The 18851-nt window shown below is 61.8% G+C and carries 14 protein-coding genes; 5 read left to right on the forward strand and 9 right to left on the reverse strand.

Features of this window, described 5'->3' with window-relative positions:
• Positions 1-666: 666 nt before the first annotated feature.
• The 4 genes from J7557_RS07680 to J7557_RS07695 are packed head-to-tail and all read left to right on the forward strand — an operon-like array spanning position 667 to position 4231.
• Complete coding sequence (locus J7557_RS07680; protein WP_291418977.1) at positions 667-1728, forward strand: PhoH family protein; 1062 nt, start codon at positions 667-669, stop codon at positions 1726-1728.
• Positions 1729-1739: 11 nt separating this feature from the next.
• Positions 1740-2216: an rRNA maturation RNase YbeY gene (gene ybeY, locus J7557_RS07685; protein ID WP_291418979.1), complete on the forward strand. Its 477-nt coding sequence runs from the start codon at positions 1740-1742 to the stop codon at positions 2214-2216.
• Positions 2217-2276: 60 nt separating this feature from the next.
• Positions 2277-3308: a hemolysin family protein gene (locus tag J7557_RS07690; protein ID WP_291418981.1), complete on the forward strand. Its 1032-nt coding sequence runs from the start codon at positions 2277-2279 to the stop codon at positions 3306-3308.
• Positions 3308-4231 (forward strand): acetamidase/formamidase family protein, encoded by a 924-nt coding sequence (locus J7557_RS07695; RefSeq protein WP_291418983.1) that lies wholly within the window; start codon positions 3308-3310, stop codon positions 4229-4231. Before J7557_RS07690 ends, J7557_RS07695 begins: the two co-directional genes overlap by 1 nt.
• A gap of 109 nt (positions 4232-4340) precedes the next feature.
• Here J7557_RS07695 and J7557_RS07700 read toward each other — a convergent pair whose 3' ends face one another.
• Positions 4341-4907: a NifU family protein gene (locus J7557_RS07700; protein WP_291418985.1), complete on the reverse strand. Its 567-nt coding sequence runs from the start codon at positions 4905-4907 to the stop codon at positions 4341-4343.
• Positions 4908-5027: 120 nt separating this feature from the next.
• Here J7557_RS07700 and J7557_RS07705 point away from each other — a divergent pair, with 120 nt between their 5' ends.
• Positions 5028-5318: a DUF3817 domain-containing protein gene (locus J7557_RS07705; protein WP_291418987.1), complete on the forward strand. Its 291-nt coding sequence runs from the start codon at positions 5028-5030 to the stop codon at positions 5316-5318.
• Between the two features lie 172 nt (positions 5319-5490).
• Here J7557_RS07705 and J7557_RS07710 read toward each other — a convergent pair whose 3' ends face one another.
• From J7557_RS07710 to J7557_RS07745, 8 genes are all read right to left on the reverse strand, one after another.
• A complete protein-coding gene (locus J7557_RS07710) occupies positions 5491-5961 on the reverse strand; it encodes a universal stress protein (protein WP_291418988.1) in 471 nt (156 codons plus the stop codon).
• A gap of 13 nt (positions 5962-5974) precedes the next feature.
• On the reverse strand, positions 5975-7006 hold the full coding sequence (trpS, locus tag J7557_RS07715; protein ID WP_291418990.1) for a tryptophan--tRNA ligase: 1032 nt from the start codon (positions 7004-7006) through the stop codon (positions 5975-5977).
• A 66-nt stretch (positions 7007-7072) separates the two neighbouring features.
• Positions 7073-8635, reverse strand: coding sequence for a murein biosynthesis integral membrane protein MurJ (murJ, locus tag J7557_RS07720; RefSeq protein WP_291418992.1), 1563 nt, complete (start codon positions 8633-8635; stop codon positions 7073-7075).
• A gap of 9 nt (positions 8636-8644) precedes the next feature.
• The gene (locus J7557_RS07725) at positions 8645-11440 is read right to left on the reverse strand and encodes a [protein-PII] uridylyltransferase (protein ID WP_291418994.1); all 2796 of its coding nucleotides are present in this window, start codon (positions 11438-11440) and stop codon (positions 8645-8647) included.
• Complete coding sequence (gene mutS, locus J7557_RS07730) at positions 11421-14135, reverse strand: DNA mismatch repair protein MutS (protein WP_291418996.1); 2715 nt, start codon at positions 14133-14135, stop codon at positions 11421-11423. Before mutS ends, J7557_RS07725 begins: the two co-directional genes overlap by 20 nt.
• Positions 14136-14225: 90 nt before the next feature.
• Entirely contained in the window at positions 14226-15050 is an 825-nt protein-coding gene (locus J7557_RS07735) for a DUF2189 domain-containing protein (protein WP_291418998.1), read from the reverse strand.
• 140 nt (positions 15051-15190) lie between these two features.
• Entirely contained in the window at positions 15191-16462 is a 1272-nt protein-coding gene (locus tag J7557_RS07740; protein ID WP_291419000.1) for an aminotransferase class I/II-fold pyridoxal phosphate-dependent enzyme, read from the reverse strand.
• 749 nt (positions 16463-17211) lie between these two features.
• Entirely contained in the window at positions 17212-18843 is a 1632-nt protein-coding gene (locus tag J7557_RS07745) for a glycoside hydrolase family 43 protein (protein WP_291419002.1), read from the reverse strand.
• Between the last annotated feature and the right edge of the window lie 8 nt (positions 18844-18851).

Genomic DNA, 18851 nt, shown 5'->3' on the forward strand with positions numbered 1-18851 from the left:
GCAAAACCCCAAAAGGGGGCTGCTCGAGGCGTGCGCAAAAAATCCCGATCGTGGGAAGCGGCTTTCGCCTCTTCTATTTTTACATTTTCGGGGCGAAAGCCGCTTTTCACCGTGCGCCCGCAGGGGCGTCGCGACCGTGCGCCGGAAGGTGTGCGGCCTCTGGTGCTGGGCATCACAACGCAGGCGCAGGGAGTGCTTGGTTGGGCACGTTTCATCCACCCACTGGGCTGCCCTCGGGCCCGCCCCGAGGGCCACACATCCCAGGCACAAACCCGCCGGCTCTCGCACTGGCCCTCGGATCAAGCCCGAAGGCCGCTTCGCGGGGCCAAAAACTTCAAAGATGAACGGGAGGGGCCCAAGTTCCGCTCCTGCGCGGTCCTTCCGCTCGAACCTGCCCTCGAGTTGCCCTTCCAAACACCGATGCCCCCCGGGCCGATGCCAGTTGCGGATCGAGTCCGGTCAAAGCTTTGCGCCATTCGAGCATAGCTCGAATGGCCTCCACCCCTCAAATCGCTCCACCGGAGCGATTTGGCCGCTCTTGCGGCCGGGGTGGAGTGTCACAATTTATCTACAGACATCGAACCCAAATCATCCTAGCCTCATTAATGCATGGGCGACGCAGTCCGCGGCGCCCCCTTCGGGAGCCGAGAAAGTTTGAGCAGGCACTTGCCACCTACCGCCGATAACGCCCTCGCATCGCAACTCGAACTCGCCTTTGATGACAATCGCCTGGCTGCCCAGCTCTACGGCGATTTCGACCAGAACCTCGCCCTCATCGAACAGCGCCTTACCGTCTCGGCCACGCCGCGCGGCAATCACGTGCTGCTCAAGGGTTCAGCCTCGAAGGTCGATCAGGCGCGTCGCGTGCTGGAATCGCTGTATGAAGGCCTTGAAGAAGGCCGCAGCGCCGACATTTCCGATGTCGACGCGGTCATTCGCATGGTTGAGACCGAAGACAGCCAGCTGACTCTCCCGACGCTCGAGCGCAAGGGCAAGGTCCGCATGGCCCAGATCGCCACGCGAAAAGCCACCATCGCCGCCCGCACCCCGGCCCAGGACGCCTATATGCGCGCCATGGACCGCTCGGAGCTCGTTTTTGGCGTCGGTCCTGCCGGTACCGGCAAGACCTATCTCGCCGTGGCGCATGCGGCTTCGCTCCTTGAACGCGGCGATATCAACCGCATCATCCTCTCCCGCCCGGCCGTCGAAGCCGGTGAGCGCCTGGGGTTCCTCCCCGGCGACATGAAGGACAAGGTCGATCCCTATCTGCGACCGCTCTACGACGCGCTCTATGACATGATGAAGCCCGAAAATGTCGAGCGCTGCATCACTTCGGGGATCATCGAAGTGGCGCCGCTCGCCTTCATGCGCGGCCGCACCCTCTCCAACGCGGTCGTCATCCTCGACGAAGCCCAGAACACCACATCCATGCAGATGAAGATGTTTCTCACCCGTCTCGGTGAGAACTCGAAGATGATCGTCACGGGCGACCCCACCCAGGTCGACCTGCCGCGTGGCGAAAAGTCGGGGCTCGTCGAAGCCGTCAATCTCCTCGATGGCGTCGAAGGCGTGCATATTTCCCGCTTCAACGACAAGGACGTGGTTCGCCACGCGCTTGTCGGCCGCATCGTGCGGGCCTATGAAGCCGACACTGCGCGGCGCCTGGCCCAGAAGGATGGGGACACGGAGGGGCTGGCGCGGACACTGGGCACTTTGCCCCGGAGCTGATCCAGACACCTATGCCGCCGATCCCGCCACTCGAAATCGCAGTCATCCGCAATGCGGATGACTGGCCCGACCATTTTGATGCCCTTGCCGAGCGCGCCGTTCTCGCCACCCTCGCCGGCGCCAAGCCCAGGATCAAGGGCGCCGCCGAGATTTCGGTGCTGCTCACCGACGATGCGGAACAGCGCGAGCTTAACGCACAATATCGGGGCAAGGACGCGTCCACCAATGTCCTGAGCTTTCCTCAGATCGAGCCTTTCGACCCGGTCATCGGCATCCTCGGCGACATCACGCTCGCCCGGGAAACGCTCATCCGCGAAGCCGAAGAACAGGGCACCAGTCTTGAGGATCATTTCACCCATCTGGTTGTGCATGGCTTTTTGCACATTTTGGGCTATGATCACCTCGATGAGGACGAGGCCCTGGAAATGGAAGGCCTCGAAACCCAGATATTGGCCGGGCTCGGCATTGCCGATCCATATGCCGAATAGGCCGGCAAAATGACTTGTCCAATGTGAGGATAATGCGCTGCGTTTCGCAGCCTGAGATTGATGAACGATACCGATCGCAAGGGCAACCGGGTGCCCGATAATCCCGAACCTTCCTCTAGTCCCGCCCTCGCTCAGCCGACGCGAGGGCCGAGCCTGATCAACAGACTCAAATCCATCCTGACGCTTCGCCCGGCCTCTCTGCGCAACGACCTGCAGGTCGCCCTTGACGAGAGCGCCGGTGCCGAGACGCAGGACTTTACCGAGAGCGAACGCACGATCCTGCAAAACGTGCTGAAACTGTCAGCCGTCTCGATCGACGACATCATGGTCGAGCGCTCCGATATCCAGGCCGTCGAGGCCGATATCAATCTCGGAACGCTACTCGCCAAATTCCGCCAGGTCGGCCATTCGCGCCTGCCGGTCTACGAAGACGAACTCGACAAGATCATCGGCTTCATCCACATCAAAGATGCCATGGCGAAGATCACCGAGCCGGTGACCGATCCTGAAAAGGATGTCCCGGTAAAACTGCTCTCGGCGGCGCTGCGCCAGAAAATCAACAAGCTCGGCATTACCCGCACGGCCATGTTCGTGCCGACCTTCATGCCGGCCGGCGATCTCCTCCAATCCATGCGCGCCAGCCGCGTCCACATGGCCATCGTCGTCGACGAATATGGCGGCACCGACGGTCTCGTGACCATCGAGGATCTGCTTGAAGCCATCGTGGGCAAGATCGAGGACGAGCACGACGAAGCCGTCCGCGCCATGGTGCGCAAGGTGGGCGAAGACACCTATATCGCCAATGCCCGCGCCGAGCTCGACGAAGTCCGCGCCGTTGTCGGCCCCGATTTCGACCCCGGCACCCATGCCGACGACGTCGAAACCCTGGGCGGCCTTGTCTTCGACCTTGCCGGCCACGTGCCGCGCCGTGGTGAGAAAGTGACCGGGCTCGACGGCTTCGAGTTCGAAATCCTCGCCGCCGATGGCCGCCGCATCAAGCGCTTGCGCATTCGCCGCAAGCGCGGAGAAGTCGAAGAACTCCTCGCTATTACCGACCAGCGCCCAGAAGACCAGAAGGCAGCGGCCGAATAGTGACCACCCATCGCTTCGAAGCCACGGCGTGGCACAACGTCCTCGCCAAGCTCCCGGCTACCCTGCACGTAGCCAATGGCGACACTGTCATCACCGAGACCCTCGACGCGGCCGGGGCGGACAAGCACGGCGTCACCCGGGCCCATGGCTCCAACCCAATGAACGGGCCGATCCATGTGGAAGGCGCCCAACCGGGCGACGTGCTGCAGGTCGACATTATTCGCATGACGCCGATCCGCGAGCACGGCTGGACCCGTGGGGCGCTGGCCGCCAATGTCGTCGATCCCGAACGGGTTCGCGACCTGCCGCCGCGCGCCAAGGTGGATTGGACCATCGATGCCGAGGCTGGCACGGTGCGCCTCAAGGAAGAAGTCGAAGGGCTGGAGCAGTTCATCCTGCCCATCGAACCGATGCTCGGCTGCTTCGGCGTGGCCCCCGCCCATGGCCAGGCCATTTCCACCGCCACCAGCGCCGAGAACGGCGGCAATATGGACTATCACGGTTTTGGGCCCGGCGCCCGTATCTGGTTCCCCGTCTTCGAGCCCGGCGCTCTGTTCTTCCTCGGCGATTGCCACGCCATCCAGGGCGATGGCGAAATCGTCGGCACGGGCGTTGAAACCGCCATGGAAGTGGAAGTGCGCCTTAGCGTCCTCAAGGACCGCAAGCAGGCATGGCCGCGTGGCGAAACCGCCGAGACGATCTACACCGTCGGTAATGCCCGCCCACTCGACCAGGCACTGCAACACGCAACGACCGAAATGTTCGATTGGCTGACCGGCGAATACGGGCTTTCCTCCGTGGCCGTCAGCCATCTGATGGGCCAGGCCGTGCGCTACGAGGTCGGCAATGTCTTCGACCCGGCCTTCACCATGGTCTGCCACGTTCCAAAAAAGTACCTGCCAAAAAGTCAGAAGCCCCGATGATTGCTCATCGAGGCCCCTGGCTTGCTGCTTAACTGGTGTGCGGTCGAAGCCCGCGTCATCTTTTAGAGCCTAAATCTCCCCACGGGAGCGATTCTGCCCTTAAATTCCTTCAAACCTGCTGGACCGATTCCACGCCCGGCACGAAGTGACGGAGGAGATTTTCGATGCCACTCTTGAGGGTGGCGGTCGAAGAAGGGCAGCCCGAGCAGGCGCCCTGCATGTGGAGGAAGACTGTGCCTTCCTTGAAACCGCGGAAAATGATGTCGCCACCATCCATGGCCACTGCCGGGCGCACACGCGTCGCCAGCAGTTCCTTGATGACCTCGACCATTTCCTTGTCTTCTTCCTCGAAGAATTCCTCGCCGGCGGCGAAATCGGTGTCGACCTCGCCACCTTCAGCGATGACCGGCTTGCCGGAGAGGAAGTGGTCCATGATCACGCCGAGAATGGCTGGCTTGATATGGGCCCAGTTGGTGTCATCCTTGGTCACCGAGATGAAATCGGAGCCGAGGAAAACGCCGTTGACGCCGGAAATGCCGAACAGGCTGGCGGCCAGCGGAGAGGCTTCGGCGGCTTCGACGGTGCGGAAATCGCGCGGCTCGCCGACCAGCACATCACGACCGGGCAGGAATTTCAGCGTGGCCGGATTCGGCGTGGCTTCGGTCTGGATGAACATAAACTCTCTCCGTGGAGTAGACTTAGAACGCTTCTAAATTAGAGACGGATTGGCTGCAAGCCCAATTTGCGCTGCTTTGTCGCGTGGTGCACCATGGCTGCCATGCGCTAGCACCATATCATGATCCGTCTGTTCAGATATATCGGGGTTGCCGAAGGCATTACAACCCTGGCCCTATTCCTCGTCGCCATGCCGGCAAAATACTGGTTCGGCTATCCCGGCCTCGTCCCACCAATCGGACTTATCCACGGGGTGGCGTTCATCGCCTATATTCTGGCGATGACCGTTTGCTTGCCGGGGAGGGGATTTTCGGGGTTTGACTGGGTTCGGACCACGCTCGCGGCGTTTGTACCGTTCGGGACGTTTTTGAATGACCCGTTCCTGAAACGGAAGCAGTTGGCGGAGGCGTAGGCGAATCCGCTCCCAACCGCGGCCGTCATTGCCCGGTTTATCCGGGCAATCCATCTTGTGGCAGGAGTGGTGGTAAAGTCCGAGCGTGGGGCCTTGCCCTGCGAGCATAGCTCTTCGGGCCTGCCTCGTTAAAATCAGTCCACCGGACTGATTTTGCCCCGCAGGAGGCCACTCAGCAGATCGCAATAATCTCTTCGTCGCTCATCCGGCCCGGCACGATGGTCAGGGGAATCGGTAGAGCATGGGCGCGAGCCGCGAAGTGGGTCACGAGCGGGCCAGGACCTTCGCTCGACTTGGAAGCTGCCAGCACCAGAATGGCGATGCCGTGATCCTTGTCGATCAACTGCTCGATCTGCTCGGGTCCATTGCCCTCGCGAATGACCGATTCAGCCCTGACATCGCCGATTTCCTTGATGCGGGCCAAGCGCGAATCGAGATTGCGCTCAGCCTCTTCCACCGCTTCCGCCCGCAAAACGTCTTCCACGCCCATGCCGATGAATTCGGGCTTGGGGATCACCGTGACCAGCACGACCGTGCCGCCCGTTCGCTTGGTGCGAAAGGCGGCAAAAGTCAGGGCGCGGTCACACTCTTCGGTCTCGTCGATGACAACGAGGAATTTGCGCTTGTATTCGGTATCGTACAAAGGCGCCTCCGAACTAGCGGATAAAACCGACGATGCGGCGAACGTCGTGCATGGTCTTTTCGGCGATCGCGGCCGCCCGCTCGCCACCGTCGCGCAAAATGCCGTCGATCGTGGTCGTGTCCTCGATCAGTCGGCGCATTTCACCGGACATCGGCGCGAGCTGGGCCACGGCGAGATCGGCCAGCGCCGGCTTGAACTTGCCCCAGCCCTGGCCACCGAATTCGACCAACACCTCGGCCTTGGTCTTGTCCGAGAGCGCGGCGTAGATGCCGACGAGATTGTCGGCCTCCGGCCGGCCCTTGAGGTCTTCGACGTCGAGAGGCAGTTCGGCCGGGTCGGTCGTCGCCTTCTTGATTTTTTTGGAAATGGCATCGGCATCATCGAGCAGGGAGATGCGCGACTGATCGGATGGATCAGACTTGCTCATCTTCTTGGTCCCATCACGCAGGCTCATGATGCGCGTTGCCGGGCCCGCAATCAGCGGCTCAGTGATCGGGAAGAAATCGGGATCGAGACCCTGTTCGACGATCGAAGCGGCATAGTCATTATTGAACTTGGCCGCGATGTCGCGCGTCAATTCCAGATGCTGCTTCTGGTCATCGCCCACCGGCACGGCGGTCGCCTTGTAGAGCAGGATGTCGGCAGCCATCAGGGACGGATAGGCGAGAAGCCCGAGCGAAACATTCTCGGAATTCTTGCCGGCCTTGTCCTTGAACTGCGTCATGCGGTTCATCCAGCCGATACGGGCGATGCAATTGAACACCCAGGCCAGTTCGGCATGTTGCATGACCTGGCTCTGGTTGAAGACGATCGAGCGCTTGGGGTCGACGCCGGCAGCGATAAAGGCGGCAGCAACCTCGCGGGTGGCGCGGCGGAGATCGTTGGGCTCCTGCCAGACCGTAATCGCATGCATGTCGACCACGCAATAGATGGTCTCATGCGTGTCCTGAAGAGGCACGAAACGGCGGATGGCGCCGAGATAATTGCCCAGATGCAGATCGCCGGAAGGCTGGATGCCGGAAAAAACGCGAGGAGAAAAGGCCATGGGTCCCAGAAGCGGATGATAGGCAGATGGCCCCGTTCTATACGGAGCCGCGCCGATTGGAAACTATCACCGGGAGCGGCGCAGGCGCCGCAGCAGAGTGCCGAGCCGCTGGGTGCCGGTGACGTGGACGAGCGTGAAGTAGAAAATGACACCATAGACGATGAGCGCACCGACCACCGCAACCTGCCGCCACAGCGGGGCACCGGCGGCGATGTGGTGGGCACCGTGACTGGCCAGCAGCATCAGGCTCAGGCCCATGGCGGCACTGATCAAGACGATCATGATATGGCCCCACCACTGGCTGCGCGGCAGGGAAAAATGTCCGCGAATGGCCAGCGTAATGGCGAGTAGAACGACATTGATCCAGGAGGAAACGGCCGTCGCAATGGCAATGCCGACATGGAGCATGGTGGGAAACAACAGGAGCGAGATGCCGATATTGGCGGCAACGCTGACGCCGGCAAAGATCGTCGGGGTGACGGTGTCTTCGCGGGCGAAAAAGCCCGGCTGCAACACGCGGATCAGCACATAAGCGGGCAGCCCAGCCGAGAAAGCCACAAGCGCTTCGGCGGTTTGCTTCGTCGCCAAAGCATCGAAAGCACCGCGCTCGAAGAGCAGGCGAACGATGGGCTCGGACATGCCGATAAGCGCCGCGGCGGCCGGCATGGTCAGCAGCATGGAGATGAACAGCGACTGTTCCTGGCTCGCCAGTGCCTGGGCTTCGCGACCACCCTTGAGGTGCCGACTGAGTTCAGGCAGCAGCACGGTGCCGATGGCAATGCCGATGATCCCGAGCGGCAATTGATAGAGCCGGTCAGCGTAGGAGAGGATCGAAATCGTGCTGTCTGCGCCGGAGGCGATGATGGTGCCGACGAAAATATTGATCTGGGTGATACCGCCCGTAAGGATGGCCGGCACGGCCAGAACCCAGAAGCGCCGCACTTCGGGATCGAACCGGGGGAAGCGAAAATCGGGCCGGAAGCCAGTGCGTTCAATGGCCACCCAGACGAGCCAAAGCTGAGCGATGCCGCCGAGCATCGTCGCCAGTGCAACCCAGACCGTGGCACCCTCAGGGTCCTGCACCCAGAAAGTGGCGAGCGGGATCAGCGCGGAAATGTTGACGATGTTGAGCAGGACCGGCGCGAAGGCCGCCGCGAAGAAGCGCCCCAGCGAATTGAGGATCGCCCCATAGGCCGCCATCAGCGACATGCAGGCGAGATAGGGGAACATGATCCGCGTCAGCATGACCGTCAGATCGAATTTTTGTTGGTCGTCCACGAAGCCGGGCACGAAGGCGACCATGATCTGCGGCATGAAGATTTCGACCAGGATCGTCACGACGACAAGCATGGCGACGAGCCAGCTCATGATCTTGGAGGCCAGCAGCTTTGCGCCGTCCTCGCCTTGCTGCTCGAGAGCGCCGGAGAACATCGGCACGAAAGCGGTGTTGAAGGCACCTTCGGCAAAGAGCCGGCGGAAGAGATTGGGGAAGCGGAAGGCGGCGTTAAAGGCGTCGGCCGCGGGGCCAACGCCAAGCACGGCCGCCATCAGCGCATCGCGGACAAGCCCAAAGACCCGGCTGACCAGGGTCCAGGCGCCGACGGAGAAGAAATTGCGAAAAAGGCTCAAAGCCGCAGCTCAACCATTCGCGGTCTTCTTTTCCTCCGGCCGCTCGAACACGTCCATCAGCGCACCATAAATCTTCCGCTGGCGCTGTTTCACGTGAATCTTCTGGCCCGTAAGGTCGGTGACATAGAAAACGTCGACGGCTTTTTCGCCATAGGTGCCGATATGGGCGGAGCCGATGGTGAGATTGAGGTCAGAGATTTCGCGGGTCAGCGCGTAGAGAAGACCGATGCGGTCGAGGCCGGAAACCTCGATGACAGTGAATTTTTCCGAAATGGCATTGGAGACCGAAACCTGGGCCGGCAGCGCGAAAGGCTTCAAGCGCTTGTTGTGCCGCGATTCCTTGCCCAGATCGATCAGCACGGTCCGCTTGCCCTGCAGCAGTTGCTTAACCGTATCGATAATGCGGGTCGCCCGAACCTTTTCGTCCTCGTCGGAGGTGAAGGAGCGGCGCAGCCTGAACGTGTCGATGGCGCGGCCGTCGCGGGTCGAAAAAATCTGGGCGCCGATAATGGAGGCGTCCTGCATGGTGCAGGCGCCGGCGATCAGCGAGAGCAGGCGCGGGTGGTCCGGCGTATAGAAGCTGACCTCGGTAATACCTTCAAACGCTTTCACCCGGATCGAGCCGGCAAAAGGCTGGCCGGCTTCGTCGGCCTGCCGGATCATGCGGGCATGTTCGATCTGCAATTCGGGCTCGGCGCGCAGCCAATAGTGGTCGTAATGGCGCGCCGCATAGGCTTCGACATCAGCCGGTGCCCATTTGGTGAGGGCATTCGCGAGTGCTTCCTTGGCGGCCTGTACCCGGTCGGATTGGCTGACCTGGCTGTGACCGCCCGAAAGCAGCGGTTCGGTCGCATAGTAGAGCGCGCGCAGCAGCGAACCCTTCCAGCCGGTCCATGTGCCCGGGCCCACCGCGCGGATATCGCAGGCGGTGAGGATCATCAGCAGGGCGAGGCGCTGGGGCGATTGCACCACATCGGCAAAGGCCTTGGCCGTTTCCGGATCCTGAATATCTCGGGCCTGGGCGATTTCGCTCATGAGGAGATGAAACTCGATGAGCCACGAAACGGTGTCGGTTTCGGCCGCATTGAGGCCAAAGCGCGGGCAGAGTTTTTTGGCAATGCGGGCGCCGGCAATGGAGTGATCCTCGGGCCGACCCTTGGCGATGTCGTGAAGGAACAGCGCGACGTAGAGAAGCCGCGTGTCGTTGAGCTGCGGCAGCAGTTCGTGGGTCAGCGGCAGTTCTTGACGAAGACCGCCATTGGCGATGTCGGCCATGCAGCCGACGGCGCGGATCAGATGCTCGTCCACCGTATAGTGGTGGTACATGTTGAACTGCATCAGCGCGACGATCTTGCCGAAATCGGGCACGAATTTGCCGAGCACGCCGCTCTCGTTCATCTGGCGCAGGATGCGCTCGACATAGAGCGGGCTGGTCAGAATGGTCAGGAAATAGCCATTGGCCTTAGGGTCATTCCTGAGCTTGTTGTCGATCAGGCGCAGGCTATCGCGAATGTGCTTGATAGCGTCGGGGTGGAACAGAAGCTCCTCGCGGCCCGCCACCATGAACATTTTTATGAGATTGACCGGGTCCTTCTCGAAGGCATCCGGGGTCGCGATATTGAGGCGGCCGGTATCGATGACGAAATCGGTCTCGCCCTTGATCTTGGTCTTGCCCGTGCGGAAGGGAGCCAGCACGCGACCGACGAGATCCATATCCTTGGCGTGGCGGAATTCGAGGCTGGCGCAGATGATGCGGGTGAGATCGCCGACATCTTTGGCGACGAGGAAATAGCGCTTCATGAAGCGCTCGACGCCCAGCATGCCGATACGCTCGGCATAGCCCATGCGACGGGCAAGGTCGGGCTGCACGTCGAAAGTCAGCTTTTCTTCGGCGCGATGGGTGACGAAGTGGAGGTGGCAGCGCACCGCCCACAAAAAGTCTTCGGCGCGCTGGAAGAGACGATATTCGGCGTCGGTGAGGACGCCCTTGGCGACCAGCTCATGGCTGGTCTTGACCTGATAAAAATACTTGCCGATCCAGAAGAGCGTGTTGAGGTCACGCAGACCGCCCTTGCCGTCCTTGATATTGGGCTCGACGACATAGCGGGTATTGCCCATCTGCCGGTGGCGCTCGTCGCGCTCGGCCATTTTGGCGGCGATGAACTCCGGGCCCGTCTTGGGCATGATCTCGGTTTCGAAGCGCTTTACGAGATTGTCGAAGAGCGACTTGTCGCCCGTCAGGAAGCGCGCTTCGAGCGTGGCGGTGCGCACGGTCATGTCGGCGCGGGCCATGCGGATGCATTCGTCCACCGAACGGACGGCGTGGCCAACCTTCTGGCCGAGGTCCCAGAGCATGTAGAGAATATATTCGGTGACCTGCTCGCCCCAGGGCGTCTGCTTATAGGGCAGGATGAAGAGGAGATCGATGTCCGAACCCGGCGCCAGCGTGCCGCGGCCATAGCCGCCGACGGCGGAGAGGGCGATGGCTTCAGCACCGGAGGGATTGTCGACCGGGTAAACGCGCGTCGTCGCAAAAAGATAGACGGCGGTGATGATCTCGTCTTCGGCCGAACAGAGGTTTTGCGCGCAACGTGTGCCTTTGTTGGTCGCGATCAGTTCTGCTTCGGCATCCCTGCGGGCCTCGGCCAGGGTCTGGCGCATATGCGTCAGAACCGCCGTTCGGGCGGCAGGGGATTTGGCGGGTTGATCGCCGACAAACGCGTCGAGTTCGGCGAGAATAGTCTCGGCCGTCTTGAGCACGAAATGCGCTTTTCGCGGTCTGGCTTCAGCGTCGACGAGCGTCATCGCGGAGTTTCTTCAATTCGTAGAGCGCTTCGATGGCTTGCTTGGGCGTCATATCGTCGGGGCGGACGGCGTCGAGCGCTTCGTGGATGGGGTCCTTGCTCTTCGGCGCCGGGGCGGGCTGATGGGCAAAGAGCGGCAAATCGTCTAGCACGCTGGCTTTCTGGCTGGAAGAGGCGGTGCCGGCCGAGCGCTGCTCGAGCACATCGAGCACTTGCTTGGCGCGGTTGATGACCGGATCGGGGAGACCGGCAAGCCGGGCCACCTGAATGCCATAGGAGCGATCGGCGGCGCCGGGGCCGACTTCATGCAGGAAGACAACTTCGCCTTCCCATTCGCGCACCTTCATCGTGACATTGGCGACGCGGGACAGCGTTTTCGCAAGGCTGGTCAGTTCATGGAAGTGGGTCGCAAAGAGCGCGCGGCAACCGGTGGTTTCATGCAGGGCTTCGACGGAAGCCCAGGCGATGGAGAGACCATCAAAAGTCGCGGTGCCGCGGCCGATTTCATCGAGAACCACGAGCGAGTGACGGGTTGCGCGATTGAGGATGGCAGCCGTCTCGACCATTTCGACCATGAAGGTCGAGCGGCCGTGAGCGATATCATCGCTGGCACCGACGCGGGAGAAGAGCCTGTCCACCACGCCAATATGGGCGCTTTCGGCCGGTACGAAACAACCCATCTGCGCCAGGATGGCGATCAGCGCATTCTGGCGGAGGAAGGTCGACTTACCGCCCATATTGGGGCCAGTGACCAGCCACAGCTTGCCGCCGCCGGCATCTTCGCTACCCGAGAGATCGGCGTCATTGGCCACAAAGCTTTGGCCTTCGGCCCTTACCATTTGTTCCACGACCGGATGGCGCCCGCCGACAATGGCGAAAGCAAGGCTGTCGTCGACCTGGGGGCGGCAATAGAAGCGCGTGGCGGACACTTCGGCGAGAGCGGTGGTGACGTCGAGCTCGGCGAGGGCATCAGCGAGGCCCTGCAATTCGCCGGTGCGGGCGAGCACGTCTTCCCGGAGGCGGGTGAAGATACCGAGTTCGATTTCGAGCGCCGCTTCATGCGCCTTGGCGATGCGGCCTTCGAGTTCGGCCAGTTCCGTCGTCGTAAAACGCATGGCATTGGCCAGCGTCTGGCGATGGATGAAGATTTCTCGATGCGGCGGCTCAAGCAGCTTCTGGCCATGGCCAGCCGGGACTTCGACGAAATAGCCAAGGACGCCATTGTGCTTGATCTTGAGGGACCGGACGTCTGTCTCGTCCATCAGCCGCGCCTGCAAGGCCGCGACCACGGCGCGGGTTTCTGAACCGAGCCCGCGTTCCTCGTCGAGCTTGCCATCATAGGCAGCACGGACAAAGCCGCCATCTCGGGAGAGGAGAGGCAACTCGTCGTCAAGGGCAAGGCCAAGCTCGGAGGCAAGGGGAAGCGGAGCGGCGCCGAGAGTTTTGGTCAGCCGGGACAGAACCGCAGGCAAGTCGGGCTGGCTGTCGAGATTAGAGGCCAGCTCGAGAGCAGCAGCGACCGCTTTGCCGATGGCAGCGAGATCGCGGGGGCCACCGCGTTCGAGCGAGAGGCGGGAGAGGGCGCGGGCGAGATCGGGGGCGGCCTTCAGGTCGCCGCGGAGGCGGGCGCGGAGCAGGGGATCGCCAACCAGGCGCTCGACGGCGTCGAGGCGGGCATTGATGGCGGACGAATCGCGCAGGGGGGCCGCAAGGCGGCTGGCCAGAAGACGGGCGCCGGGGGCGGTGACGGTCAAATCGATGGACTGGCGCAGCGAGCCCTTGGCCTGACCGCGCTGCGTTAGCAGGATTTCGAGGCTCGAACGGGTAGCGGCGTCTATGGCGAGGACGGCGTCGCTCGCCTGCAGGACCGGGCTCCGAAGTGGGGCGGTGCGGCCCTTCTGGCTTTGGTCGACATAGGCGACGAGGGCGCCCAGCGCGGAACGTCCGGCGCGGGAGAGCGCGGTGGGGTCGAAGAGATCGGCCGGGAAAGTGCGGCGGAGGAGTTGCAGGGCGACTTCGCTGTCGGCGGCTTCGGGCGCGACAGAGGTGGCGGTGGCACTCCAGGCGGGGGCGAAGAGGTGCTTTTCGACGAGCAGCTGCCGCGTGGCGTCGGTGAGCAGCAGTTCGGCCGGAGAAATGCGGGCGAGTTCGTCGGCGAGACGTTCGGCGGGTAGGTCGGCCACAAAAGTTTCGCCGGTGGAGATGTCGGCCCACGCAAGGGCGAAGTCGGTGTCGCCGTGGCGGACCATGGCGAGGGCAGCGAGATAATTGGCCGAGCGGGCATCGAGGTGATCGTCTTCGGTCAGGGTGCCGGGGGTGACGAGGCGGACGACGTCGCGTTTGACGACCGATTTGCTGCCGCGCTTCTTGGCTTCGGCAGGGTCTTCAACCTGTTCGCAGATAGCGACGCGGTGGCCGAGTTTTATGAGCTTGTTTAGATAGTCATTGGCCGCGTGGATCGGCACGCCACACATCTGGATGTCTTCGCCCAGATGCTTGCCGCGCTTGGTGAGGACGATGCCCAGGGCGGCGCTGGCGATTTCGGCGTCTTCGAAGAAGAGCTCGTAGAAATCGCCCATGCGATAGAACAGCAGATAGCCCGGATTGACCGCCTTGATCTCGAAATACTGCGCCATCATCGGCGTCAGCGCCGCCGTGGCGGCGCTGTTCTGGGCCTCGAAAGGGGTCTGGTCCATGGGCTCGGCTAATTCGGGGCAAAGGAAGCGCCGAGATTAAGACCTTGAGGTTAAGAAGCCAACTCCTTCGCTTTGAGTTTGCCCGGCTGTTTATGCGTGCGGCATGTCGCGGATCATGGAGGCGGAGGCGACCGTCTGCCGATAAAGGTGCCAGGTGGCATGACCCAGAATGGGCAAGATGACCGCCAGACCCACAAACAGGGTCAGCGCACCCACAAAGACCGAAACGCCGACGATAACACCCCAGACGAGCATGGGGATAAGATTGCGCATCACCGCCCGAAACGAGGTTTCGACCGCCACATAGGCGCCGACATCGCGATCGAGCAGCAGCGGGAAGGCGACGACGGAGGTGCAAAGCACGACGAGGGCAAAGCAGGCGCCGATTGCTGTGCCGATGATGGCGAGTGTCATGCCGCCGGGTTCGGCAAAGACCTGGGCGAAGAGGCCCTGGAAACTCTGCGGTGGCGTGGAGCCGAAGAGGCTTTCGTAGAGGGCCTGGGCGCTGGTGAGCCAGAGGGTGAAGAGCACGAAAAGCATGGCGCCAACGGCGAGGATGCTGCCGATGGCGGGGGAGCGGATGACGTTCACGGCATCGCGCCAGGATGGGTCTTCGCCCATTTCACGCCGCCGCGAGATTTCATAGAGCGGCAGGGCGGCAATGGGGCCGATGAGGGCAAAGCCGCCGATCAGCGGATAGAGCAGGGGCCAGGTGTAAAAGCCGTTCATCCAGACGGTGAGGACTATGCCGATGATCGGATAGATCAGCATCAGCACGACATAGTGGCTGGGCTTGGCCCAGAAATCCTCGGCGCCGCGCCGGAGGGCAATCATCAGATCGCTCACAGTGATGGTTTGGATGACGGGCATATCCAGCTTGTCGCCGGCGCCGGTCATGACGTGCATATGGGCCATGGCAGAACCTCCTCGTGCAAGGAAGCCGCAGAGATGCGAATTGCGAATAACCGGCGCGAGACGCAGAGACTGCGACCCCTAAACAAGCAAAGCCTACGCCCCAGGCGGGGGCTTGTCGCCCCCGCCTGGGAAAATTGTGATCACGCCTTGGCGAGAGCCTGTTCGATATCGGCAATGATGTCGTCGATATGCTCGATGCCGACCGAGATGCGAACGAGGTCTTCGGAGACACCGGCCTTTTTCAGCTCTTCAGGCGAAAGCTGGCGATGGGTGGTCGAGGCCGGGTGGCAGGCGAGCGATTTTGCGTCGCCGATATTGACGAGGCGCAGGATCATTTGCAGCGCGTCGATGAAGCGGCCGCCGGCTTCCTTGCCGCCCTCGATGCCAAACGACAAAATACCCGAGCCGGAGCCCTTCGAGATCTTCTTGGCCACGGCGTTGTAGGGGCTATCCGGCAGGCCGGCATAGTTGACCCACTGCACCTTGGGATGGCTCTTGAGATAGTTCGCGACCTTTAGCGCATTTTCCGAGTGACGCTCGATGCGGAGGCCGAGGGTTTCGAGGCCCTGCAGGATCTGGAAAGCGTTGAACGGGGAAATGGCGGCGCCGGTATTGCGCAGCGGCACGACGCGGGCACGGCCGATATAGGCTGCCGGGCCCAAAGCCTCGGTATAGACGACGCCGTGATAGGACGGGTCGGGCTCATTGAGAACCGGGAAGCGCTTTGCATTGGCCTTCCAGTCGAATTTGCCGCTGTCGACGATGATGCCGCCGATGGAGGTGCCGTGGCCGCCGATATACTTTGTCAGCGAATGAACCACGATATCGGCGCCGAAATCGAAGGGGCGGGTCAGATAGGGCGTCGCCACAGTGTTGTCGACGATAACAGGCACGCCATGGCGATGGGCGATCTCGGCGATTTTTTGAATATCGACGACGTTGCCGGCCGGGTTGCCGATGGACTCGAGGAAGATGGCCTTGGTGTTTTCGTCGATGGCCTTTTCAAAACCCTCGTAGTCGTCGTGCGCGACGAGGCGGGCTTCGATGCCCTGGCGCGGGAAGGAATGCACGAAGAGATTGTAGGTGCCGCCATAGAGCTGGGCGACCGAAACGATATTGTCGCCGACGCCGGCTATGGTCTGGATGGCATAGGTGATGGCGGCCATGCCCGAGGCGAGGGCCAGGCCGGCAATGCCGCCTTCAAGCTCGGCGACGCGCGCTTCGAGCACGGCGGTCGTCGGGTTCATGATGCGGGTATAGATATTGCCGGCGACCTTGAGATCGAAGAGATCGGCGCCGTGCTGGGTATTGTCGAAAGTGTATGAGGTCGTCTGATAGATCGGCACGGCCGCGGCCTTTGTGGTGGCCTCCGATTCATAGCCGTGATGCAGGGCGATCGATTCCAGTTTCATTTTTTGGGGCTCCTCTTGTCCACGCATGGCCAGATTCCGCGGCGGCTGGCGAAAAGACAAGGCGCGGCGGAGATAAGTCGTTCTCCGGGTTTGAGATTTTTTGGAATGCTTTGGGTGAAGCGGGGTATTATGGCGCCATAGAGTCCTGGTCCCGCCAGCTTTTGCTGCGGGATTGTCTTTGGTGGACGGACCCCGGAGCGGCATTCGCCTCGAAGTTTTTTTGGTAGATGAAGCGGATACCGCTCTGCCGCCATTCGAGCGCAGCTCTCATGGCCTTCTCACCTAATTTCGCTCCACTGGAACGAAATTGCCTGCGGCACGGTTCGAAGTTTTCGGGCGGGAACTATCGGCGACTTTTGATCGCTCGTCGCAAGCGGCCAGCCCCGAACGTGCATGGGAGACGATCCCCTGCAGGGCCCCCTCGCTACTGTCGTCTGCAGACCGTCCATGCGAGGTTGGATGGGGCTATTATGAGGGCATAAGTGAGGGAGGGGATAAGATGGATAGATTGGTGAGTACCGATCCACCCCCTCCCGGCCTCCCCCATCAAGGGGGAGGTGAAGGGACTGCGGTCCAGGCTAGACCGCGCCACGCACTCGATACGACACCTCCCCCTTGATGGGGGAGGATGGGAGGGGGTGGCGGCAGGCCCCGGCTAGGTGGTGAGCCCCAGCCACATCATTGAGAAGTGAAGTGTCCTCGGGTCAAGCCCGAGGATGACGTGCGGTGGGTTGGGGAGGCGTAATGGTTTACGCCTTGCCGACCAGGCTATCGATCTCATAACGATCCGAGGGATCGTGCTGGGGGCGATAGGTAAAATAGTCGAAGGTGGCGGGGCTGGCGGTGCCGTTGAGGTCGTGGGCCGCGACGCCGACAAAGGCACCCGTAAAGCTGCCGTGGGCCTGGTGGCCACCGCATTCGTCGGAGAGAATCGAGGCATCGAGCACGGGGCCTATGGATTGCAGGTCCTGGCCCTCGAGGGCGTAGAAGAACTGCAGCTTTCTGCCGCGAATGGTGAGGGCGAGCTTGACCTTGCCGGTATTGGGAATCTGGACCGGAGCCGCGGGGAAGGTCAGGTTGCCATCGGGCCAGGAGACTTCCGAGTTCATTATAAGAAGTTCGCGCTGGCCATCGGAATGGGCCGTTACCGCCAGATAGAAGAAATTGTAGCGGCTGTAATAGGCCGTGAGGCCGGCCATGGTGCGTTCGTCGGTGGCGGCGAAATCGACCACGGTTTCGGCATCATAGGAGAAATGCTGCTGGCGGCGGGCGACAAGGGCCTGTTCAAACCACGAGCCGATGGATTCGCGGCCGAAGAGGGTCAGCTTGCCGGCTTCGGTCTTGAAGATGCGCTCGGTTTCGGGCGTGCGTAGCCACTGGAAGTCGATCGGCAGGCCGTTTTCGAACGTGTAGCGGCGCTCAGCAAAATACTTCTGTTCGTCGCGGGTGCCGGGCACTTCGACGTGGAGGGACGGCACCGGGCCGTTCTTTACGTAGAGCCAATCGTCGTCGCCCCAATAGGCCTCTTGAATCGCCGTTTCGCGGCCAAGGACGCAGCGGCGCTCTTGGGTGGTGGGGCGACCGGTGAGATGCACGAGATAGGTTTTGCCCTCGGGCGTTTCGACGATGTCGCCATGGCCGGCACGCTGCAAGGGCGCGAGCGGGGCGTCCTTGGAGGTCAGAATGTGTTTCTGCGGATGGGTTTCGTATTGCCCATCGATGGTGCGCGAGCGGGCAAAGGTGCAGGCGTGGTCATAAGCCGTGCCGCCTTCGGCGGTCAGCAGATAATACCAGCCATTGCGCTTGTAGAGATGCGGGCCTTCGACGAGTTTCAGGTCGGTGCCCTGATAGATATTAGTGATCGGACCGACGAGCTTGCCGGCCTTGGGATCGAATTCCTGGAGAGCAATGCCGGCAAAAAGCAGCGGCCGGCGGCGATGGTCCCACAGCATGTTGACGAACCACTTCTTGCCGTCGTCATCGTGGAAAAGGGAGGGGTCAAAGCCCGAGGAATTGACATAAATCGGATCGGACCACGGGCCTTCGATGTTGTCGGCCCAGACGATGTAATTGTGGGCGTCCTTGAAGGAGCCGTCCTTGCGCTTGACGTCGGTATAGACGAGCCAGAACTTTTCGCCGTCATGCGTCAAACAGGGGGCCCAGACACCGCAGCTGTCGGGATCGCCGCGCATGTCGAGCTGGCTTTTTCGCGTAAGGGGCCGGGTGATCAGGTCCCAGTTTGCCAGATCCTTCGAATGATGGATCTGCACGCCCGGATACCACTCGAAGGTGGAGGTGGCGATGTAATAGTCGTCGCCGACGCGCAGGATCGAGGGATCGGGATTAAAGCCCGGCAGGATGGGATTTGTCAGTTGCGGCATGACAGTGT

The organism is Devosia sp. (assembly GCF_017744655.1).
GTDB lineage: Bacteria > Pseudomonadota > Alphaproteobacteria > Rhizobiales > Devosiaceae > Devosia.